24 protein-coding genes are annotated in these 21,151 nt (G+C 61.7%); 11 read left to right on the plus strand and 13 right to left on the minus strand.

Going from position 1 to position 21,151, the window contains the following annotated elements; translation table 11 throughout:
- Window positions 1-73 precede the first annotated feature (73 nt).
- From hemA to V5N47_RS04370, 7 genes are all read right to left on the minus strand, one after another.
- Window positions 74-1,393, minus strand: coding sequence for a glutamyl-tRNA reductase (gene hemA, locus V5N47_RS04340; RefSeq protein ID WP_338729628.1), 1,320 nt, complete (start codon window positions 1,391-1,393; stop codon window positions 74-76).
- Entirely contained in the window at window positions 1,386-2,042 is a 657-nt protein-coding gene (locus V5N47_RS04345; RefSeq protein ID WP_338729629.1) for a bifunctional precorrin-2 dehydrogenase/sirohydrochlorin ferrochelatase, read from the minus strand. The genes hemA and V5N47_RS04345 overlap by 8 nt, the downstream gene beginning before the upstream one ends.
- The gene (locus V5N47_RS04350) at window positions 2,039-3,094 is read right to left on the minus strand and encodes an Lrp/AsnC family transcriptional regulator (RefSeq protein WP_338729630.1); all 1,056 of its coding nucleotides are present in this window, start codon (window positions 3,092-3,094) and stop codon (window positions 2,039-2,041) included. The genes V5N47_RS04345 and V5N47_RS04350 overlap by 4 nt, the downstream gene beginning before the upstream one ends.
- A gap of 43 nt (window positions 3,095-3,137) precedes the next feature.
- Entirely contained in the window at window positions 3,138-4,586 is a 1,449-nt protein-coding gene (locus V5N47_RS04355; RefSeq protein ID WP_338729631.1) for a hypothetical protein, read from the minus strand.
- Window positions 4,587-4,743: 157 nt separating this feature from the next.
- Window positions 4,744-5,142, minus strand: coding sequence for a DUF5778 family protein (locus tag V5N47_RS04360; protein WP_338729632.1), 399 nt, complete (start codon window positions 5,140-5,142; stop codon window positions 4,744-4,746).
- A gap of 89 nt (window positions 5,143-5,231) precedes the next feature.
- The gene (locus V5N47_RS04365; RefSeq protein ID WP_338729633.1) at window positions 5,232-5,426 is read right to left on the minus strand and encodes a cold shock domain-containing protein; all 195 of its coding nucleotides are present in this window, start codon (window positions 5,424-5,426) and stop codon (window positions 5,232-5,234) included.
- Between the two features lie 2 nt (window positions 5,427-5,428).
- Complete coding sequence (locus V5N47_RS04370; RefSeq protein ID WP_332899871.1) at window positions 5,429-5,623, minus strand: cold-shock protein; 195 nt, start codon at window positions 5,621-5,623, stop codon at window positions 5,429-5,431.
- A 130-nt stretch (window positions 5,624-5,753) separates the two neighbouring features.
- Here V5N47_RS04370 and uppS point away from each other — a divergent pair, with 130 nt between their 5' ends.
- Together uppS and V5N47_RS04380 are read left to right on the plus strand one after the other, a co-directional pair.
- Window positions 5,754-6,677 (plus strand): polyprenyl diphosphate synthase, encoded by a 924-nt coding sequence (gene uppS, locus V5N47_RS04375; RefSeq protein ID WP_338729635.1) that lies wholly within the window; start codon window positions 5,754-5,756, stop codon window positions 6,675-6,677.
- A 48-nt stretch (window positions 6,678-6,725) separates the two neighbouring features.
- Window positions 6,726-7,640: an EamA family transporter gene (locus V5N47_RS04380; RefSeq protein WP_338729636.1), complete on the plus strand. Its 915-nt coding sequence runs from the start codon at window positions 6,726-6,728 to the stop codon at window positions 7,638-7,640.
- A 103-nt stretch (window positions 7,641-7,743) separates the two neighbouring features.
- Here V5N47_RS04380 and V5N47_RS04385 read toward each other — a convergent pair whose 3' ends face one another.
- Window positions 7,744-8,352, minus strand: a complete 609-nt coding sequence (locus V5N47_RS04385) for an undecaprenyl diphosphate synthase family protein (RefSeq protein WP_338729637.1) — start codon at window positions 8,350-8,352, stop codon at window positions 7,744-7,746.
- 98 nt (window positions 8,353-8,450) lie between these two features.
- Here V5N47_RS04385 and V5N47_RS04390 point away from each other — a divergent pair, with 98 nt between their 5' ends.
- Both V5N47_RS04390 and V5N47_RS04395 read left to right on the plus strand, forming a co-directional pair.
- Window positions 8,451-9,770 (plus strand): DUF92 domain-containing protein, encoded by a 1,320-nt coding sequence (locus tag V5N47_RS04390; RefSeq protein ID WP_338729638.1) that lies wholly within the window; start codon window positions 8,451-8,453, stop codon window positions 9,768-9,770.
- A complete protein-coding gene (locus V5N47_RS04395; protein WP_338729639.1) occupies window positions 9,767-10,174 on the plus strand; it encodes a GNAT family N-acetyltransferase in 408 nt (135 codons plus the stop codon). The genes V5N47_RS04390 and V5N47_RS04395 overlap by 4 nt, the downstream gene beginning before the upstream one ends.
- On the opposite strand, the gene dnaG is transcribed toward V5N47_RS04395, so the two are convergent.
- Window positions 10,163-11,476, minus strand: a complete 1,314-nt coding sequence (gene dnaG / locus V5N47_RS04400) for a DNA primase DnaG (RefSeq protein ID WP_338729640.1) — start codon at window positions 11,474-11,476, stop codon at window positions 10,163-10,165. The genes V5N47_RS04395 and dnaG overlap by 12 nt on opposite strands.
- A gap of 192 nt (window positions 11,477-11,668) precedes the next feature.
- Between dnaG and V5N47_RS04405 the strand changes: the two genes are divergently transcribed.
- The 4 genes from V5N47_RS04405 (at window position 11,669) to V5N47_RS04420 (ending at window position 14,681) form a co-directional block, all read left to right on the plus strand.
- Window positions 11,669-12,016 (plus strand): tRNA-binding protein, encoded by a 348-nt coding sequence (locus V5N47_RS04405; protein WP_338729641.1) that lies wholly within the window; start codon window positions 11,669-11,671, stop codon window positions 12,014-12,016.
- A gap of 76 nt (window positions 12,017-12,092) precedes the next feature.
- Complete coding sequence (locus V5N47_RS04410; protein WP_338729642.1) at window positions 12,093-12,314, plus strand: DUF3311 domain-containing protein; 222 nt, start codon at window positions 12,093-12,095, stop codon at window positions 12,312-12,314.
- Window positions 12,307-13,773: a sodium:solute symporter family protein gene (locus V5N47_RS04415; RefSeq protein WP_338729643.1), complete on the plus strand. Its 1,467-nt coding sequence runs from the start codon at window positions 12,307-12,309 to the stop codon at window positions 13,771-13,773. The genes V5N47_RS04410 and V5N47_RS04415 overlap by 8 nt, the downstream gene beginning before the upstream one ends.
- A complete protein-coding gene (locus V5N47_RS04420; protein WP_338729644.1) occupies window positions 13,773-14,681 on the plus strand; it encodes a DUF6293 family protein in 909 nt (302 codons plus the stop codon). The genes V5N47_RS04415 and V5N47_RS04420 overlap by 1 nt, the downstream gene beginning before the upstream one ends.
- Here V5N47_RS04420 and V5N47_RS04425 read toward each other — a convergent pair.
- Together V5N47_RS04425 and V5N47_RS04430 are read right to left on the minus strand one after the other, a co-directional pair.
- Window positions 14,678-15,397, minus strand: a complete 720-nt coding sequence (locus V5N47_RS04425; RefSeq protein ID WP_338729645.1) for a DUF1405 domain-containing protein — start codon at window positions 15,395-15,397, stop codon at window positions 14,678-14,680. The genes V5N47_RS04420 and V5N47_RS04425 overlap by 4 nt on opposite strands.
- A gap of 49 nt (window positions 15,398-15,446) precedes the next feature.
- On the minus strand, window positions 15,447-15,635 hold the full coding sequence (locus tag V5N47_RS04430; RefSeq protein WP_338729646.1) for a hypothetical protein: 189 nt from the start codon (window positions 15,633-15,635) through the stop codon (window positions 15,447-15,449).
- Window positions 15,636-15,778: 143 nt separating this feature from the next.
- On the opposite strand from V5N47_RS04430, the gene pdxS reads away from it, so the two are divergent.
- On the plus strand, window positions 15,779-16,687 hold the full coding sequence (pdxS, locus tag V5N47_RS04435; protein WP_338729647.1) for a pyridoxal 5'-phosphate synthase lyase subunit PdxS: 909 nt from the start codon (window positions 15,779-15,781) through the stop codon (window positions 16,685-16,687).
- Window positions 16,688-16,768: 81 nt separating this feature from the next.
- On the opposite strand, the gene V5N47_RS04440 is transcribed toward pdxS, so the two are convergent.
- Window positions 16,769-17,647, minus strand: a complete 879-nt coding sequence (locus V5N47_RS04440; protein WP_338729648.1) for a homoserine kinase — start codon at window positions 17,645-17,647, stop codon at window positions 16,769-16,771.
- 100 nt (window positions 17,648-17,747) lie between these two features.
- Between V5N47_RS04440 and V5N47_RS04445 the strand changes: the two genes are divergently transcribed.
- Window positions 17,748-19,055 carry an NAD(P)/FAD-dependent oxidoreductase gene (locus V5N47_RS04445; protein WP_338729649.1) on the plus strand — a complete coding sequence of 436 codons (1,308 nt, stop codon included), beginning with the start codon at window positions 17,748-17,750 and terminating at the stop codon, window positions 19,053-19,055.
- Between the two features lie 101 nt (window positions 19,056-19,156).
- On the opposite strand, the gene V5N47_RS04450 is transcribed toward V5N47_RS04445, so the two are convergent.
- Complete coding sequence (locus V5N47_RS04450; RefSeq protein WP_338729650.1) at window positions 19,157-19,744, minus strand: DUF6149 family protein; 588 nt, start codon at window positions 19,742-19,744, stop codon at window positions 19,157-19,159.
- A 121-nt stretch (window positions 19,745-19,865) separates the two neighbouring features.
- Between V5N47_RS04450 and V5N47_RS04455 the strand changes: the two genes are divergently transcribed.
- On the plus strand, window positions 19,866-21,128 hold the full coding sequence (locus V5N47_RS04455; protein ID WP_338729651.1) for an FAD-dependent oxidoreductase: 1,263 nt from the start codon (window positions 19,866-19,868) through the stop codon (window positions 21,126-21,128).
- Window positions 21,129-21,151: the final 23 nt, after the last annotated feature.

Below are 21,151 nucleotides of genomic sequence, written 5' to 3' on the forward strand. Positions count from 1 at the left end.
GGGCAAACGGTCGTAAGAGAGTACGCCTTCGCTGGAGAAATAGCTAATTCAGCCCCGACAGAAACTCGGCAAATCAGTCGTCTTCGGCGCTCGTCGCGGCGGGGTCTGGATGGTCGTTTTCGGTCATCGCTTTGACGAACGCTGGTGGCTCTGCCCCAAACTCGGGGTTGAACAGTTGGAGTGCCGTGTTGATGGTCGTCCAGTCGTCTTCTTCTGCCGCGTCGCGCAGACTCTTCGTCGGCGCGGCGAGCAACTGGCCGACAAGCGAGTTGGCGAGCGATTCGACAACCTCACGCTGTTCGTCGGTCAGTCCGCCGGTTGCCTCGAGTTGGGAGAATGCCGTCTGCAACTCCCGGGTCTTCAGGTGGTCTGCGCTCTCGTACATCGCCGCTATCACGCGGTCTGCGCGCTTTCGTTTGTACTGGGCGAGCAGGTGGTCGAACTCGCGGTCGATCATCTCAGCGACGCGCTGTGCAGCGGCTTTGCGTTGCTCGTGGGCCTCGTCGGTGACCGATTCGAGCCGGTCTAAGTCGAAGATGGTGATGTCCGGGAGCGACGCCGCAGCAAGCGCGACGTCGCGGGGTTGGGCGAGGTCGATGATGAGCGTCTTGGCTGCCTTCGAGAGCGTTTTTTCTGAGAGGATCGGCTCCGGGCTACCGGTTGCAGTGATGATGACCGACACGTCTGCGACGACGGCGGGAACATCGTCGAGTGAGATGGCCGTTGCTTCGGTTTCGAGCACCTCCGCGATGGCTTCTGCGCGCGGGAGGGTTCGGTTTGCGACGTAGAGCGTGGAAACGGTGTCTGCGAGCGACGTGGCCGCGAGTGACCCCATCTCACCCGCGCCGATGACGAGGGCGGTGGCGTCTTCGAGGTCGCACTCACGGGCGGCGAGTGAGGTGGCCGCGCTCGCAAGCGAGACGGTTCCTTCGTTGATTTCAGTCTCCGTTCGGGCGCGCTCACCGACGTGGATTGCCTTCGCAATGCCATCGTCGAGGAGGCGACCGAGCCCGCCAACGCCGCTCGCGTCGAGATAGGCGGTGCGCAACTGGCCGAGAATCTGGTCTTCGCCAATGACGAGCGACTCTAAGCCCGCCGCCACGCGCATGAGGTGGCGCAGGCTCCCTTCGTGGGTGAGCGAAACGACTGCCTCCTCGGGCACGTCCGCAACGTAGTCTGCGAGGATGCGCCGCCCGAGTTCGGGGGTTGCCGTGACGACGTACGCCTCCGCGCGATTGCACGTCTGGAGGACAAATGCCTCTTTGACGCCCTCTTCTGCAAGCAGCGTCTCGACGCCGGTTTGCTGGTCTGGCGCACACGCCGCTTCAATCGTCTCTACGCACGCGTTTTTGTGCGACACGCTCACGCCCGAGATGACGCCCGACTCACGCATCAAAATCACCGCCAACGACTGTTTCGTCTATCACGCTCTGTGCCTCGTTGCGCGCTTTTGCTGTCCCAGTACCTAAAGCCTTCCAAACGCGGTCAGATTTGACCACTGCGCGAATTGCCTCGCGGCGAGCCTCGGGGGCGACGTTCGCAGACTGGAGTTCGAGTCTGAGTTCGCTCGTCAGCTCCGCCATCGCGCCCGCACCCGCGATGTCCTGTTCGATGCGTTGTCTGAGCAGTTTCGAAAGTGCAGGACTCGCCCCGCCGGTTGAAATCGCCACCGTCACGGGGTCGTCGTGGACGGTCGCGGGGACGACGACGCTTCCCGCCTCGCGCTCGCCCGACTGGTCGGTGCGGTTTACGAGCGTTTGACGCTCTCTGGCCGCTTTCGTGATGGCTTCGTTCAGGGCGGCTTCGTCCGTCGCCGCGACGACGAGCACCGGTTCAAAGCGGTCTATCCACTCGCCAACCTCGGGAATCGACGGCGCGCCACGAACGCGCTCTGCGCCGCCAAACGAATCGTCTGCAAACGCCGGGCTGACCACGACCACGGTCGCTTCGCGGGCGAACCGGCGGGCTTTGCGCGCGCCGACGGAGCCGCCGCCAAAGATGAGGACGGTCTCGCCGCTGAAGTCGTGGAACAGGGGTATCATTCGGTGTTTGCAGTTGCGCGTTCGGTGATGCGGATGCCCGTCTTCTTCAAAATACGCGTCGAGAACAGCGTATCCCAGTCTTCGTCGCCTACCTCCCAGAACTCGCTCATTCGGTCTTTGACGAGGCCGATGTGTTTCTGGCTCTCTGCCTCGGTACGGCCGTGAGTCATCGCGAAGAAGTTGTACGGCCAGACGCCCTCATGACGGGGTCGTTCGTAGCAGTGGGTCACAAAGTCGAGGCTCGCAATCGCAGGGCCAACCTCCGAAAGCAGTTCGTCGGGGACGTTCCAGACGGTCATGCCGTTTTCCGTGTAGCCGAGTTTGTAGTGGTTCGGGATGACGCCGACGCGCCGAACTTTGCCCTCTTGGTTGAATCGCTTAATCGTCGAGATAACCCACTCAGTGTCTTGGCCGATGGCCGCCGCCACGTCCGCGTACGGCGTTGCGGTGATGGGGAGGCCACCCTGAATTTCGACCACGAGGTCGCGCTCTGCGGGGGTCAGCGTAGCGCGTGCCTTCGGCGTCACGTCCGGGCCGAGGTGCGAGAGGTCGACGTCACCCGCTGAGAGAGGACCAGAAAGGAGGAACTTTGCCTCGACGCGAAACTCCTGTTGTTTCGGGAGGTTGTACGTCTGCTGGCCGGTTTGTTCCTCGATTTCAGCGAGCACTTCCTCGACGCGAGCGGCGTCGCCAACGGAGACGACGAACCACATGTTGAGGTGCGGGTGTTCGCGCTCGTAGTTGTGGGCGACTTCCCGGAAGGCGTTTACCTGTTCTGCCACCTCGTCGTAGCGTTCCGGGGGCGCGTGCATGGCGACGAGCGTGGCCGTGCCGCCGATGGCTTCGGCGTTGATGAGCGCCCCAAAGCGTGTGAGGACGCCGCGCTCGTCGAGCGATTGGATACGAGAAAGCAGGTCGTCAGCGGAGATGTCGATACCGCGTTCGCGGAGCGCCGCGGCGGCGGGTTCAAACGGGCGTTCGGTAACGGGAAACCCGCCCTGGAAGGCGTTGACGATGGCGCGGTCAGTCGGGCCGAGGTCCGCCTCTGTCATGCCTGCTCTTCAGAAGGCGGCGGGCATAAGCACCTCGCTTGGGTCAGCGCAACTCGACTTCGACCGTGTTCTCCGAGATGTGGAGGAAGTAGAGCGTGTAGTTTCGCTGGTCGTAGTGGATAGTGCCCTCAGAGACGCTTTCGTTGATCGTCTGTGCACTCTTGTCAACGACCGTGAGGTCGATGTCTGGCCCCACCTCGCCGAGGTAGTTGCTCAACACCAGTCCAAGCTCGGTGTCTGCGCCACCGTTGTAGGCTTCGTCAGCCGAAAGGCGGTCTGCGTCGAGGCTCACGCCGCTTGCGCCGCCAACGACATCGTTGTTGCTGATAGATGAGTACTCCATCGTGACGTTCATCGAGTTGAGGTCAGCGTAGAGGTACGATTCGTCAGCAGTCCCATCGCCGTCGGCGTCGTAGCACGAGGTTTTGAACGCCTTGTCGTTCTTCCAGCCCTCGTAGACCGAACCGTTCTCGTAGTAGATGGTTATTCCCACCCACTTCTTATCGCAGGCTTCCCCGTCGTCAGGCGCGTTACCACTGTTTCTGAGGTGAATCTCGAACTCTTCATCGACTTGCTTCGAGACGAACGACCACTTCAGGTTGTTGTACCACGCGCTGTCGGTGTCGTCTGGGTACATCGTGACCGTGAACTCAGACAGTGGGTGGTTTTCATCGACCGCCCGGATGTGGAGTGAATCACCCTCTTCAGGCATCCGGAACCAACCCATGTCGTAGGGCACCGTCAGGTCGAGGGTCACGGTCTGGGTCGCCGCATCGACCGTCACCGTCCCCTCCGTGCGAGTTTCGAAATATTGTGCCCAGCCCTCGTAGTAGCGCGACTGGACGATGACCGTCATCGACCCCTCTGCGCCGGGGTTCGACCACGTCTCGCCGTTTGCGAGCGTCCGGCTCGCGTCTGGGAAGACGATGTCCGAGGGGGCCCCGCGCGTGGCTTCAATTCGCGCATTGTCGCCGGAAATCGAGCCGTCGCCCGTCACTCGGATGACCGGAACCGTGAGCGTCGCCGCACGGTAGTGGAACTCAGGCGCAGAGATCATGCGCGCCTGGCCGTTTGCGTCAAGCCGCCAGATACCGCCGCCCTGATACGCGATTTCGGTGTTGTCCTGTTTGTAGACAAGTGCGCCGAGGTCGTTGTTGTACAATACGGTGTCGCTGCCGTCTAAGTCGGTGTGAATAATCACCATCGACCCTTCGTCTTCATCGACGAACAGCTCCCCCTCACCCGTGTTGCCGAACGCAACCGTCTGGAGGTCAGACTCGCCGAACGTGACCGCGCTTGCCCGCATATCGAACACTCCCATCGCGGTTTCCGCTTTGCTTACTTCCGCCGTGGCTTGAATACTCGCCACCCCACCCGAGGCGGTAATCACCATGAAGCTGACCATCGCGATGGACAGCGCCGTGACGAGCAAGAATCCAAGTAGCTCCGACTGCGCCCGCTGTTGGGCCCCCATTCCCCCCTTCGTTCCCATGTAAGTTCCCCGAACATACCTATGCGCGAGATGGTCATTGTTACAAGCCGATTTCCACTGACTGTTCAGGCGTTAGCCAGCTCCTTCCATGGCAAACGGCGACACCAGCGGCTCTCGGTTTCAGTGCCTAACAGCGAAACGCGCATCGGTTGGGTAGTTAGCCAAGTACGCCCGTGACCTCGAAGCCGAGGTCGCGGATGTCGTCGAGGATTGCCTCGTGGTTATGCGCCGCTTCATAGTAGATGACGATGTGGAACGTGCCCTTCCGGAGCAGTTGCTGGCACTCCCAGACGAACTCGTCTTCCTCGATGGTCAGCCCCTGATGCTGGTTCGAGGAGAATTTCGGGTTGTCGTTGCCCGAATACACGTAGGTTTCGCCCGCGAGACCGGCGTATTCGGCGATGATGTCGCCGACATCGAGTGTGGCTTGATGCATCTCGATGTCTTGGTCGCTCGTGAGGCCCGTATGGACGATTGCCCCGTTTAACTCGATGTCACCCGGCTCTAACAGCGCCTTCGTTCGCTTGTATAAATCCTCGTCAAGCACGTCGCTCATACACCGCAGTCAGCACTGGGGGGGTTTACACGTCACGGTCGCCACTCGGGGCGGAAGAAAATATGGAAATAAGTCGTTCGAAAGCCGCCTTACAGCCGCTTTACGTTCTTTGCGCGCGGGCCTTTGTCGGCCTGCTCGATGTCGAACTCGACTTCCGTCCCTTCTTCAAGGTCCGGGCCGCCGACGTCTTCCATGTGGAAGAACACGTCGTCGTCTGCGTCGTCCGTTTTAATGAATCCGTAGCCGCCGGTATCGTTGAAGAAATCAACCGTACCTTTCGCCATGATTAGAGACGCTCCAAGTTCTTTGCGCGGGGACCTTTGTCCGCCTGCTCAATATCGAATTCCACTTCCTGCCCTTCCTCGAGGTCCGGGCCGCCGACGTCTTCCATGTGGAAGAACACATCTTCATCAGAGTCGTCGGACTTGATGAATCCGTAGCCGCCAGTATCGTTGAAAAAGTCTACCGTACCTTTTGCCATTGCAACCGTTGTGAGTAGTCCCACACGTAAATACCTGCGCACCAATTTGCCACTGGTTTCTGTGAGTGTCATCTCGACCGACTGGTTAGGTCACAAGACTCATAGAGTCGGAGCAAGACCTCTCAGGTGAATGCGCACGTGGGTTCGGTCGCAACTCAGGCGGACGTACGAGCGATTGCTCGAACGCGAGATTTCGGGCGTGCCAACGCACGTCGCCGTGATTCAAGACGGCAACCGTCGCTACGCAGACGCGAACGGCGACGAGACGAGCGACGGCCACCGGAAGGGTGCGAAAACCACCGAGAACCTGCTGTTTTGGTGTGATGACCTCGGCATCGAGGAACTCACCCTGTATGCCTTTTCGACGGAGAATTTCAACCGCCCCGAGGACGAGCGCGAAGCGCTGTTCGACCTCATCTGTGAGAAGCTCACCGAGTTCGCAGACGCAGACCGTATCCACGAAAACGAGGTGCGAATCCGCGCGATTGGCCAACTCGACATGCTTCCCCCGCGCGTCCAAGAGACCATCGACTACGCCCACGAGCGAACCGAAGGCTACGACCGCCTTCGGCTGAATATCGCGCTTGCCTACGGCGGGCGAGCGGAACTCCTCGAAGCCAGCCGCGACGTGGCGCGCTCGGTGCAAGCGGGCTCGCTCGCACCCGACGATATTACGGTCGAAACCCTCGAAGAACGCATCTACGACGGCCCAGCCCGCGACGTAGACCTCATCATCCGTACCGGCGGCGACGAGCGCACGAGCAACTTCCTGCCGTGGCACGCAAACGGCAACGAAGCCGCCGTGTTCTTCTGTACGCCCTACTGGCCGGAGTTCTCGAAGATCGACTTCCTGCGCTCGATTCGCACCTACGAAGCGCGCGAAGCCAGTTGGCGGCGCACCCGCGCCCAGCGCGCCGTCGCGCTCGTCAAATCCTTTGGTGGGACGGAGCTCGACGAAGCGAAACGCATCATCACGCGCTTTCGCGACCAGCTCCCGAACGGCGAGCTAGAGGGCGTCGAAGCAGACGACTTACGCGAGACGCAAGTCGAGTAATTCCCCGCAACCGAGAGCAATAATTATCCGGCGACCATCAGCAAACTCGTGAACCACCGTTTCGGCGTCGTTGGCATGTTCGTCACCCTCGCGTTCTGTTGGGGGTTTTCGTTTCTGGCAATCGCCGTCGGCCTCGAATCGCTCGAACCCGTGCTGTTTGCCGCGTTTCGCTACGACACCGCAGCCATCCTCCTGCTCGCCTACGCCCTCGTCTCTGGGGCGTCGTGGCGACCAACCGGCCGCGCAAACCTGTCTGCCGTCATCGCCGGCGGCCTCTTTCTCGTCGCCGCGAATGGGATGTTGTTCATCGGCCAGCAGACGGTGCCAAGTGGCGTCGCCGCCATCATGCAGAGCCTCATTCCCATCCTGACTTCGCTGTGGGCGCTTGGCCTGCTGCCAGAAGAGCGTGTTTCTGCGGTCGGCGCAGTCGGCATCCTCCTCGGCTTCGTCGGCGTCGGCTTCATCGTCCGCCCCGACCCCGGAAATCTGCTTGGCTCCTCGGTCGTTGGCCGTCTGTTGATTCTCGTCCAAGTCGCGGGCGTCGCCCTCGGCGGGGTCTTGATTCAGCGCGCAAATCCAACGCTCGATAAGTCCGCGCTTTCGGGCTGGTCAATGCTCATCGGCGGTGTCATCCTCCACGCCACGAGCACCACCATTGGTGAACCGTTCTCGCTCCCCACGACGCTCGAATCCGCCGCCGCCGTCGCGTATCTCGGCGTCATCGCAACCGCGCTTGCCTTCCTCATCTACTTCACGCTCCTCGAGGTGCGCGGCGCGCTCGAAACCTCGCTGGTCGCCTATCTAGTGCCCATCGTCGCCACGATAACCGGTGTCGTCGTTCTTGACGAGAAACTCACTCCGCTCACCCTCCTCGGCTTCCTCGTCGTGTTTTCGGGGTTCATCATCCTCAAACGCGAGGCAATCGCGGAGTTGGTGGGTGAAATTCGAGGCTCGGTGGCCTGAGTTCGTCCTGACGGCCAAACTACCGCCTCTCGCATTGCTCGCGGCGTGATTTGGTCTATCGACCAAATCGTCATCGCTCTCGTTGGTCGTGATGTGGTTCGCCCTATCGGCCGAACCTCCGCTGGCGATTCTGATAATCCAACACCGCGCGTAGGTAGTCGCGCCGTCGGAAGTCCCGCCAGTTCACGTCCGTGAAGTAGAGCTCAGAGTAGACCGACTGCCAAATCATGAAATCAGAAAGCCGCTCTGCGCCGGTTTTGATGACGAGGTCCGGGTCGGTGGGGAACACGAGATGGTCTTCGATGACCGCCTCGTCGATGTCATCTGGGGTGAGGTCGCCTGCGTCCACGCTTTCTGCGGTGGCGCGCACCGCTTTGGCGAACTCGTGTTTGCCGCCGAGCCCGATGCTCACCTGCACCGGGGTGTCTGCACGTTCGGTGTCGTCGCGGCCTCGAATCGCGAGCGGACGCGGGCTTTGGAGCTGGGAGAACGCGCGCTGGAGCGCCGGAACCGCGGCGGGGTCTAAGACGCTGATGTACACCATAATCCGCTCTGCGCCGAGTTCGAACGCCCACCCGAGGAAGGCTTCGAGCGTCCGGTAGGCCCCGCGCTCTAAGAGGTCGCGCTCCGTGAGGACGACGGCCACGCGTTCGGGGACGGGCGCGTCGTGGCGGCGGATGCGCATGGCGAGGTAGCGGTCGTAGAGACCCATTGCTCTGCAGGTTCCTGCGGGGAGGGGTAAAACTCACGGGTTGGCGCGCCGACACTGCTTCAGGAAGGTTAAATAAGCGACGCCGGAAAAACGGAGACGTGACTTCGACTGTCCGACGGGCCGGCGCATTCGCTCTCGTTGGAATGCTTTCGCTCTCCGCGCCGGTGTTGGGACAAGCCGCCGCGCTGCCGTTCGTCGCCATTGCGGTGCTCGCGCTGTTCGTCGTGAGCGAGGGTACCCTGTTCGAGTTGTTCGCCCGCCCGGGCGACCATCAGGACAAACGCCTCTACGGCCTCGCCTCGTTTTCGCTCGCCGCAGCGGGACTCGCCATCCTCGCCTCGCTCTTTGCCCTCCCCGTCTCCGTGTTCATCACGAGCGTGTTGATTCTCGCTTTCGGGAATCTCGCGCAAGAACTCCTCCGCCAGTACAGCGACAACCCCTTCATGGCCACGGTGGGGTTTTCGACCGGCGGCTTTCTCGCCGGGCTGGTCAGCCAAATCGGCCTGACCGCCGCCGAAATTTCGATGACAACCGTCCCCCTCGCAGCGTTTCTCGCGGCGAGTGGTGCGTTGCTCGGGGCACTCCTCCGCGCAGTGCTGTTCGAGCGTGACGACCCGTTGGTCATGCTCACGATTGGCTTCCTGCTCTGGCTGTTCGTTGACCTCGGCATCGAGGTGACCGGCCCGCAAATCGCCATCGCGCTCACGCTTACCGTCGTCCTTGGCTACGTCTCCTACGCGCTCGAAACCGCGTCGATTCCGGGGATGCTCACCGGCGTCCTCCTCAGCCTGCTCACCATCGTGCTCGGCGGACTCGGCTGGTTTGCCATGCTCATCTCGTTTTTCGGCATCGGCGGCCTCTCGACGAAATTCCGCTACGACGAAAAACAGCAGCGTGGCATCGCAGAGGAAAACGACGGCGCACGCGGGAGCGGGAACGTCCTCGCAAACTCTGCGGTGGCGATTGCCGCCGTCGTTGGGTACGCCGCAAGTCCCGCGCTGACGACGCTTTCGCCCGACCTGTTTCTCTTTGCGTTCGCCGGGTCGATTGCCGCCGCGATGAGCGATACCCTCTCAAGTGAGATTGGCGGCCTCTTCGACCACCCACGACTCATCACGACGCTCAAGCCCGTCCCCGCCGGAACCGACGGCGGCGTGACGTGGCAGGGCGAGGTTGCGGGCATCGTCGGGGCCGCGCTCATCGCGGCGATTGCGTTCGTGCTGTTCGACACCGTCGGCACCACGGGCGCGAGCATCGTCGTCCTCGCAGGTGTGGCCGGAATGACCGTCGATAGCCTTCTTGGAGCCACCCTCGAAGGCTCACGCCTCTCGAACCAGGGCGTCAACTTCCTCGCGACGCTCGCTGCGGCCCTCGTCGGCGTTGGGCTGGCGCTCGTCACCAACACCATCGTGCTATGATTCGAGCCGCGGCCGAGGCGGATTTGCCCGCGCTCCGGGCGATTCAACAAGTCTCGCTCGATGAACCGTGGCCAGACCTGCTCGCAACCACCGCAGACGGGCCGCTCATTCTCGTCGCAGAAGACCCCACGCCGGTTGGCTACCTCGTGGCGATTCCCGGTGAGACGCACACCTACCTCGCAGAATTAGCAGTGACGCCCGCCGCTCGGCGAAGCGGGTATGGAACCGAACTGCTCGACGCCCTCACAGAGCGCACGAGTGGCCGCATCGAACTCACGGTCCAAGAATCAGACGACGGGGCACGCGCGTTTTACAACAGTCACGGCTTCGTGGTCGCAGAACGCCTCGAAAGCTACTATAAAAACGGCGACGGGTTGCTACTCGTCTCCGCGTTAGGCGAGTAGCTGGTCTGCGGTGCGAATCCGGACGGCTGCGGGCTTTTTGACGAACTCGCCTTCGAGCTTTGCGACGATTTGTTCGACGCCGCGCTGGGCAGCCACGTCAAGCACTTTCTGTCCGAGTTCGCCGTCTAAGACGACCGCGTGCGGCGGCACGTCCGCGTCCTTGAGGAGGTCGAAGGCGTTTGCAGCGGGGGCGTCTGCCACCGTTTTGAAGTCTGCATCGAGCAGGCGAACCGTCCCGGTTTCGTCTCCGATGACGGCTTTGACGTGCCCGAGCAGCGTTTCGGGTTCGGGTTTTTCCGCTGGTTCTGCTTCAGCCACAGCTTCGACGTCAGCTTCAACCGGTGGTTCTTCGACCACGGTTTCGGGCTCCGTTCCGTCGTCTGTGAGCGGTGCGTCCGGTTCTCCGTCCACGTCCTCGATGACCGCGGGCGTCGCTTCTGGTTGGACGGTCTGTACCGCACCGTCGGTCACGGCGACGGCTTCGCGGGCGGCGGGAGCGGTTTTCGCCTCGTCGTACGGCACTTTCTCGCGCAGCGCGGCCATGACCTCGTGGCGGTCTAAGTCCTCGACCGAGAGGCCGGACGGCGCGAAGGCGACGTAATCTAAGTCACCGACTTGCGAGAGTTCCTTGAGGATGAGTTCTCCGCCGCGGTCGCCGTCTAAGAAGGCGGTAACGGTCTTCTGTTTCGTGAGTTTTGCCACGGCCTGTGGGACGTTCGTCCCTTCGACGGCAATCGCGTTTTTGATGCCGTATTTGAGGAGGGTGAGCACGTCTGAGCGGCCTTCGACCACGATGATGGCGTCGCTCGTTTCGACGCGTGGCCCCGCAGGGAGGCCCTCGTACTCGGTGATGTCTTCGACGCGAATCGAGCGGCGGACTTCCTCGATGAGCTCCTCACTGGAGAGGACGCTGTCGTCGAAAGCGCTCACGAGCAGGTCTTTCGCGCGGTCGACGACGCGACGACGCTTTGCGGCGCGCACGTCTTCGATGTTCGAGACCTCGACGGTCGAGCGACACGGCCCGACGCGGTCGATGGTTTCGAGTGCAGCGGCGAGGATGGATGTCTCGACCTTGTCGAGACTGCTTGCGATGGTGATGTTGCCAAACGAGTTGCCTCGTTCTGAGTCGATACTGACGTCTATCCGGCCGACTTTTGATGAGTTCTGGAGGTCGCGGAGGTCTAAGTCGTCGCCGAGAAGTCCCTCGGTTTGGCCAAAGATGGCCCCGACAACGTCACTCCGTTCGACCACCCCGTCGGCGGTGATGTCTGCGTGAATGAGGTATTTTGCTGAATCCTCCATGAGTGATGAACTGCCCCGGTTGGGGGCTTGATGATGATGAGACCATGATTGCGTTCATGGACACCCATATAGGTTCGCCACCCGCGATTCATATACCTTGTCGTCGCCACAGTCAGACCGCTCGCAGTGGTCGATTTTCGACAGGTTCCAGCGGGAAAAACTACTCGTCGCCGCCCCGTGAGATGCCTGCATATGGGTATCGACCAACCCGACATCGACCCGGCACAGTTTCTTTCGGACGTAGAGATGCGCATCGGCGAAATCGTCGCAGTAAGCCCGTTTCCCGAGGCGCGAAAGGACGTGTACAAACTGCGCGTCGATTTTGGTGACACCGTTCTCCAGTCTGCGGCAGGCCTCACGGACAACTACACCCAAGACGACCTCCTTGGCTGCCAAGTCGTCGCCGTCGTGAACCTCGGGACGGTGACCATCGCGGGGTTCGAGAGCGAGTGTCTCGTGACCGGCGTCGACGACGAATCGGGCAATGTCGTCCATCTCCAGCCCGAACGACCGGTCGAAAACGGCACCCGCGTGTATTGAAGGAAAATTCTCTTCAAAAACACGCTTTGGTCATAACTAGCAACGTTTAGATACTAGTAGAAGATATTATCCAGTAATGAACGGCAATAGTTCGATATACATTCTGTGGACGGTGATTGCCCTCGCGCTCGTGGCGCTTTCTGTCCCATGGTTCCTCTGGGGCGACTCGCGGGTCGCCTTCGGCCTCCCGCTGTGGCTCTGGTGGCACGTTGGCTGGATGCTCGTCACCGCGGGCGTGTTCTCCGTCTTCGCCCAGCGCGCGTGGGGCCTCGGCGTCGAGGGGGTCACCAATGGCTGAAACTGGCCTCCAACTCGGCATCATCGGTGGCTACTTGCTCCTGACGCTCGCCATCGGCCTCGTCGCCTACCGGCTAACCGACAAGACGGCAGAGGACTACTACCTCGCCAGTCGCACCTTCGGCACCGTCGTCTTGCTTTTCACGACGTTCGCAACGCTGCTCTCTGCGTTCACCTTCTTTGGCGGCCCGAACCTCGCCTACGCCGCCGGACCCGAGTGGATTCTCGTGATGGGCGTCATGGACGGCGTGCTGTTCGGGATTCTCTGGTACGTCATCGGCTACAAGCAGTGGGCCGTCGGCAAAGCCCACGGCTACGTCACGCTTGGTGAGATGCTCGGCGACCGCTTCGGGTCGAAAGCACTCAGAGTGTTTGTGGCCGCCATCAGCATCTTCTGGCTGTTTCCCTACGTCATGCTCCAGCAGAAAGGCGCGGGGACGGCGCTCGTCGCGCTCACCGACGGCGCAGTGCCCTACTGGGTCGGCGCCGGCGGCATCACGCTGTTCATGATTGCCTACGTCGTCGCCTCCGGGATGCGCGGGGTGGCGTGGACCGACACCATGCAGGGCGCGTTCATGCTCCTCATGGTGTGGGCGGCGGTGCTCTGGATTCTCGCCTCCCTCGGCGGCCCAAGCGCCGCAACCGCCGGAATGGGCGCGACGAACCCCGAGTTCCTCTCGCTTGGCGGCGGCCTCTACACACCCCAGTTCATCATCGGAACTGCCATCAGCATCGCCTTCGGCGTCACCATGTTCCCGCAGGTGAACCAGCGCTTCTTCGTCGCCCGCTCGAAGACCGTGCTGAAGCAAACGTTCGTCCTCTGGCCGATTCTCGTCCTCCTACTGTTCGTCCCGGCGTTCATGCTCGGGTCGTGGGCCGTGGGGCTGAACCTGAACGTGCCAGAAGGCGGAAACGTGCTCTCGGTGCTGCTTCGAGACACCACGCCCGCGTGGTTCGCCGCGCTCGTCATCGCCGGGGCGATGGCCGCGATGATGAGTTCCTCAGACTCAATGTTGCTGTCGGGGTCGTCGTACCTCACCCGCGACATCTACCGTCCGCTCGTGAGTGCCGCAGGCAACCGCGAGGACACGATTGCTCGCGTTGGCGTCGCCGTGTTTGCGACGCTTTCGTTCGTAGCGAGCATCTACACGCCGGGGACGCTCATCGAAATCGGTGAGACTGCCTTCGGCGGGTTCGCCCAGCTCGCCCTGCCCGTCATGGTCGCGCTCTACTGGGCGCGCACGACGAAGTGGGGGATGCTCGCCGGCGTCGTCGGCGCACAGACATTCTACCTCGCAAGCGTGTTCATCCCGCAGGTGCCCGCAACCATCATGACGTGGGACGCGTCACTGTACGGCATGGCGCTCGGCCTCGTCCTCACCGTCGGCGTGTCGCTCATCACCGCACCCGCTCCGACCGAAAAGCGGTCGGTCTACTTCGAGGAGGCTCGCGCCGACTGATGGCGCGCGCTGAGACTAGCTACGACCAGACGCACGTCGTGCCCGTCGGCTTCGACTACGACCGCCTCATCGCGCCGCTCGTGCGCGACCAGCACTCCGTTGACCGGGTGATTCTCTTAGAGGGCGCGGTCGGCAGTGAGGCGAACGTCGCCTACAGCAAGCGCCTCGCAAAGAAGTTGGAGCGCGATTTTTCGAACTTGCTCGGCGCGGAGACCGAACGCCTCGTCATCGCGGACGTGTACGATTATGATACGGCCTTCGAGCAGGCGTACGACCTCGTGAACGACGAACTCGACGCCGACAACGAGGTGTGGGTGAACCTCTCTGCGATGCCCCGCACCGTGAGTTTCGCCTTTGCGATGGCCGCCCACTCGGTGATGGTCGAACGCCAGGAAGACCGCGAACGGATTCACACCTACTACACTGCCCCCGAGAAGTATCTGGAGACGGAGTTAGCCGAGGTGTTGCGCCGGGGAACCGACCTCGTGACGGAGATGAACGACGTAGAGAACGACCGCGTGACGACGTGGTTGCGTGAGGCCGAATCCCTCCTCTCCGAGTTCGACGAACGCGGGACGACCATCGGCGCGAAATCCGTCGAGGGAAGCCATATTGTCGAACTGCCCGTGGCCTCATTTTCGAGCGTCAAACCGTTCGAGGAGGTTATTCTGTTCAAACTCGGCGAGGACGGCGAGTTCGAGAGCGTGAGCGAGTTGGCCCAAGCGCTCGCTCGCGACTTGGGCGAGGAGTACTCAGACAGCTTCCGCTCGCGGGTGATTTACACCGTTGACCGCCTCGGACCGGGCGGAAAGGGCTACATCGAACAGCAAGAGGACGGAAAATCGTATCGGACGAAGCTCTCACGCATCGGGACGTTGTGGGTCCGCGCCCACGCAAACGGCGACTAAGCTTCGAGTTTTTTCACGCGGGTGGCAAGCGCGAGGAACGTTGCGAGCACCGTGAGCGTTACTGCACCTGCGGCGGCGAGTTCGTGGCCCGGACTCGTGTGTTGCACCACGCCGTTGACGATTGGCTCAACCGCAGGCGGGAGCAGGGTGTGGTGGGCGTTGCCCACGAGTGGGATGAAGTAGTCCACGAGGTCGTTGAGCAGATACCACCCGGCGGCGACGGCCACTGCCTTGACGGGAAAGTTCGTGATACGGTGCAGGAGAAAGCCCTCGACGACCATGGCGAGGTGGCTCCAGAAGAGGAAGTTGTACATCGCCCAGTGGAGGTAGCCAAACTCGGTCATGAACGTCCCAAGGACAAACGGCGTCCACGCGCCGAGTTTCAGACAGCCGAAGAAGGCCAACGCTGAGAGGTAGTCGTTCTGTCTGCCGAGCAGCCACGCACCGAGCGCGAGCGCGATGAACAGCGTGGCGACGGGGCTGTCCGGAACGAGGGGCCACATCACGACCGGTTCGAGCGAGAACTGAAACAGGTAGTAGTAGAAGCCAAAGGCCGTCCCCGCGAGGTTGATGAACACGATGAGCCACGCGATACGTAGCCCGAAATCTTCGAGCCATTTGGGGAGGGGCGCAACGTACCACGGCAGGTCGTCGGGTTCGGGAACCGGTTTGGAGAAAAGGCGAGAGAGCAGTCCGCGCCCGGTTTCTGAGGCCATTGCCAGCAGAGAGGGACGGGTGGGACAAAAACGCTACTGATAGACGAGATTAGTCAGCGTAAAAGAGTACGCGGCGGCACTCAGCGCAGACGTAGGCGTTCACGTTCGTCGCGCCTTTGTAGCCGAACTTTCCGAGCACACCACTGCCCTCGCGGAGGCGAATCATGTCACCGTTCACGTCGGTGTCGTATTCGACCGATTGGAGCGTGCCGTCGCAATCTGGACACGGTTTACTCATACGACGGCTATCACCCAGAGGGCGAAAATCGTTCTGTCCGCTCACGTGGGAATAAAAGACGCCCGGACGACACCGTTGTCACCCTCGTGTGCCGAGGTGACACAATCGGTACGCATTAACCCTCCCACACGCTAGTGTCGCGTATGCCTGAGGAGACCAATCTTGAGGAACTAAAGCGCGGCACCGAACTGGTGAAGCGTGGGTTCGCAAAGATGCAGAAAGGCGGCGTCATCATGGACGTCGTCAACGCAGAACAGGCCCGCATCGCAGAAGACGCCGGTGCGGTCGCCGTCATGTCGCTCGAAGCCGTCCCCGCGGACATCCGCAAGCGCGGCGGCGTCTCGCGGATGGCAGACCCGGCGCTCGTCAATGAAATCATCGACGAAGTGTCGATTCCGGTGATGGGCAAAGCCCGCATCGGCCACACGACCGAGGCCCAGATTCTCGAAGCCATCGGCGTGGACATGATCGACGAATCCGAAGTCCTGACGCCCGCAGACGACGCCTACCACATCGACAAGCGCGAGTTCACCTCGCCGTTCGTCTGTGGCGCACGCAACCTCGGCGAGGCGCTCCGCCGCATCAACGAGGGCGCGGCCATGATTCGCACGAAGGGTGAAGCCGGTACTGGCGACGTCAATCAGGCCGTCAAACACCAGCGCGCCATCCGCGGCGCAATCCGCGAACTCGAAGGCATGACCTTCGAAGAGCGCGAGGCCTACGCCCGCGAAATCAGCGCGCCCGCAGAACTCGTCCACGAGACGGCCGAGATGGGTCGCCTCCCAGTCGTCAACTTCGCCGCAGGTGGCATCGCAACGCCCGCAGACGCGGCGCTCATGATGCACCACGGCTGTGACGGCATCTTCGTTGGCTCCGGTATCTTCGGCGCAGAGAACCCCGCCGTCATGGGCGAGGCAATCGTCGAAGCGGTCAACAACTGGGACAACCCAGAGAAACTCGCAGAAATCTCGTCGAACATCGGCAAAGGCATGAAAGGCGAAGCGAACGTCGACATGCCAGAAGAGAAGAAGCTGCAGGGCCGCGGCGTCTAACTACCACCTCCTTTGCTTTCGTGTTTCGTGGGCAGTGACGACGAGAGCGACGCGTGCGGAGAAAGTCGCGAATACGAAACCTCAGCGGAAAATCGTCGCGCCCTGTCCCATCTTCGTCTGGAAGGCGCGGGCTTCGACGCCCTCGCGGGCGAACCCTTCGATCATCGCGTTCGCAATCTCGCGCTGGTCGCGTTCGTAGCAGGCGGCGATGACCGTCGGGCCCGCGCCGCTCACGGTGACGCCGGTTGCGCCCGCTTCGAGGGCGTTCTCGCGGACGGTGTCGTAACCCGTGATGAGTTCTGCGCGAGCGGGCGTGACGACGGTATCGTGCATGCCCCGACCAACCAATTCCGGGTCGTTTCTGGCCATCCCCGCGGTGAGGGTTGCAGCCTTACCGACGGTGTCGATGAGCTGTGAGACGCTGGTCGTCTCGGGGACGACCCGGCGGGCGTCGCGCGTCGAGACAACGATGTCCGGCAGACACGCCACGAGCGGGATGGAGGCGTCGATTTGGGTGATGCCGTCTGGGGTTGCGATGGTGAACCCGCCAAGAATCGAGGGGGCGACGTTGTCGTCGTGGGCGTCCCCGGAGACGACGGCCTCGCCTTTCGCAGCAATTGGGACGAGTTCCTTACGCGTGAGGCCGCGGTCGTACAGTTCGTTCAGGCCAACGGCAGCGGCCGCGGCGCTTGCGGCCGACGAGCCCAGCCCGGAAGCAGGCCGGATGCCCTTGTCGATGTGGATGTGGGCGGGTGCGTCGAGGGCGCGGGCAACGGCCCCGACCGTGTTCTTGTCCGGGTCTTCGGGGATGTACTGCGCCCCGGCACCCGTCACCTCGATGGTCGTCCGGTCTGCCTTTTTCACACGGACGATGTCCGCGGGTCGTTCGAGCGCCACCCCAAACACGTCGAAGCCACTCCCCAGATTCGCACTCGTCGCAGGCGCTCGCACGGTAAGCATGGCACAGGGTTGTGTGAGGGCCTGTTTATATTTAGCGGAGCGTCGTTTCGCCTGACAGGAAGCCAAAACGTACATTTGCGCCGGTCAAATAGCTCCGGGCATGATAGGGGTCGTCGGCGGCGGTATCGCCGGACTCGCAGCGGCGTATCGCCTGCAGAACCACGGTCACGACGTCCACGTCTTCGAAGCGAGCGACGACGTGGGCGGCCTCGCGGGGGTCTACGAGACCCGCGGCGACCGCATCGAGAAGTTCTACCACCACCTCTCTGCCTCGGAACAAACCATCATCGACCTCATTTCTGAACTCGGCCTCGATGACAAGCTCGAATGGCCGATTGGCAAAAACGCCTACTACGTCGATGGCGTCATCCACCCGCTCGACAAGCCGTGGGAAATTGCGGCCTACCCGCACATGAGCGTCTACGACAAGTTCCGGCTCACGATGCTCACCATGGAAATCGACATGCGTGGAGGCATCCCGAAGTTCGACACCTACGAGAATCTTGAGGACTTCGAGGACGTGCCAATCAAGCAGTTCCTCGTCGAACACACCACCCGCGGCGTGTACGAGAACTTCTTCGAGCCACTCTTGGACGCCAAGTTCGGGAGCAAAAAGGAGTCCGTCTCTGCGGCGTGGCTCCTCGGGCGCATCAAGTTCCGCGGCGAGCGCGACCTGCTTCGCGGCGAACCGCTTGGCTACCTCATGGGTGGCTTCGGGCAACTGCTCGACGCGCTCGTCGAGGAAGTCGGCCGCGAGAACATCACGACCGGCGCGCGCGTGACCGACGTCGAGTTCGACGACGAAGTGCGCTCGATTACGGTCGAAACAGAAGACGGTGAAGAGGAACACGCAGTCGAATCGGTCATTGTCGCGTCGATGCCGAACGTGCTCGAAGATCTCACCGGCTACACCTGCGACATCGACTTCCAAGGAACGGTGTGCTCGGTCATCTCAATGGACGAACCGCTCACCGACACCTACTGGCTCAACATCGCAGACGACGCGCCGTTTGGCGCGCTCATCGAACACACGAACTACATCCCGCCCGAGCGCTACGGCGGCGAGCACATTCTGTACGCGCCAATGTACATCCAAGAGCCGAGCGAACGCCTCTGGCAGGCGAGCGACGACGAAGTCGAGGAGATTTGGCTGTCGGGCTTAGAAGACCTGTTCCCCAAATTCGACCGCGACGCAGTGAACTGGATTAAGACCGCGCGCAACCCGCGCACCGCGCCCGTCTACGAGCGCGGCTACCTCGACATGGTCGTACCGTACGACCTCAAAAACGAGGTGGCAGCGGGTGTTTACTACGCTGGCATGGCGTCGAAAGCACAGTACCCAGAGCGGTCGCTCAACGGCGGCATCGTCGCTGGCTTCGAGTGTGCAGACGCGATTGGACGAAACTGACGCGCTACTGTGAAATTTCGGCACACATTCGAGGAAATCGCTCGCGCGCCCGGCGCAAACGCATCCGCCGAACAAGACCGAAGCTGAAAAGCTGTTGCGCGTTACTCGTGACCGCGCATGCCGGGCGCGTCGCTCAGGTCAACGTCCGCAGGTTCCTCGACATCGCCACCTTTTCTGAGGTCGCCGTCGCCGTCTTCGACGTACACGTCGTCTGCGAAGCCAGCGATGGCGTTCTCGTACTCGGCAGTCTCTCGCTTTTCGAGCGTTTTCGGGGCCGCTGGGATGCCGTCTTCGGGGGTGAACGCGCCGAGCGGGTCATCGATGGTGATGTCGTAGGTTTTGAAAAACTCCTCGTAGCGGCGGTAGTGGGCTTCGAGTTCGTCGCCCGGAATCTCCATCATCTCCGTCCAGCCGTGGTTGAAGAAGTCGAAGTTGGCTTGGATGTGCGTGATTTCGCGGGCTTCTGCCTCGGGGAGTCCGGCTTCGAGTCCGGCAACGTAGGAGTCCATCGTCGCGTCGAAAAAGGCGTCTAAATGGGCGCGGCGTTCCTCGCGGTGATCGTCAGGAGCCTTCTTGAGGAAGATGCCGGTGTGGAGGGAGACGAGTTTGCCCGAGACAACCGCTCCGACGACTGGCATGGTCAGCGCTTGTTTCGCGGCGAAGTGGCGAACGTTCTGGCGGAGTTTCATTGCCGGGGGCTTAGGACTGGGCGGTAAAAACTGCTCGCCTGTGTGAAACCCGCTCACGGCGAATGTTGCGTGGTCATGAAGATAGCAATTCACATTAACCCCCAAGACGAACCTTCCTGCCATGACCGAGGCGTACGTCATCATCGGCGACGGAATTGCGGGTAGTTCCGCAGCCGAAACAATCCGGCAGGAGCAACCGGATGCGGAAGTCATCGTCGTCACTGATGAGGGTGAGGCGCTGTATAACCGCATTCTGACAAAAGAATTTGCCAAAGGAAAACTCCCTGAGGCGCCGATCTCTATTCACGACGGGAGCTGGTACGACGAGCGAGATATTACGCTCAAACTCAATACGCTCGTCACCAGCATCGACCGCGAGGCAAAAGAGATCGTAACCCACGAAGGCGAGACCATCGAGTACGGCAAACTCCTCCTCGCGACGGGCGGCACGCCGACCCAACTGCCCGTTGAGAACTCCGATGCTGAGGGCATCCACCACTTCTGGACCTTCCAAGATGCCCGCAACATCCGCGACCACGCAGAGCAGGCCGAAACGGGCGCCGTCATCGGTGCAGGGCTGCTCGGCATCGACCTCGCGGCCATCTGCGCCGCACAGGGTGTCGAGGCGAACTACCTCATGCGCGGCAACGCATGGTGGCGCTACGCGCTCTCAGAGCAAGGTGCAGACATCATCCACCAAGCGCTCGACGAACGCGGCGTGACCCCTGTCTTCCAGTCCGGTGTTGACCACTTCGAAACCGACGAGAACGGGAAGGTCGTCGCCACCGTTGACCCGAACGGCGAGCGCTACGAGAGCGACTTCGTGGGCATCGCCATCGGCCTCGACTTCAACACCGAACTGCTCGTCGAAACCGGCCTCGAACTAGACGACGGCATCGTCGTCGACCAGTACATGCGCACCAACGACCCGGACGTGTACGCCGCCGGTGACATCACCCGCTTCTACGACGTCATCCTAGAGGAGTACGCCCAGAACGGCGCGTGGGGCAGCGCAAAACAGCAGGGCATGGTCGCGGGCAAGAACATGGTCAAAGAGGCAAACGGCGAGCCAGCAGAAGACGACTTAGAAGAGTTCCGCTGGGTCTCCTCGTACTCGATTACGCACTTTGACTTCCCGTTCCTCTCCTTTGGCCACCCGACGATTGGCGACGACGAAGCCGAGATGAAGTACTCTGACACCGAGTGGCGGCGCCTTGCGTTCAAAGACGGTAAAATCGTCGGTGGCGTCCTGATTGGCGACCTCTCGCCACAGGGCAAGTACAAGAAACTCATCCGCGAGCAGACGGTCGTCGCAGACCAGAAGGACATCCTCTTAGAGAAGATGTTCGAGCCAGAAAAGCTCGCGACGCCGACCGAACAGTAAAAGACCGAAGCCGTTTTCGCGTG

Source organism: Haladaptatus sp. DJG-WS-42 (assembly GCF_037198285.1).
In the GTDB taxonomy this organism is placed as follows: Archaea; Halobacteriota; Halobacteria; order Halobacteriales; family Halococcaceae; genus QDMS2.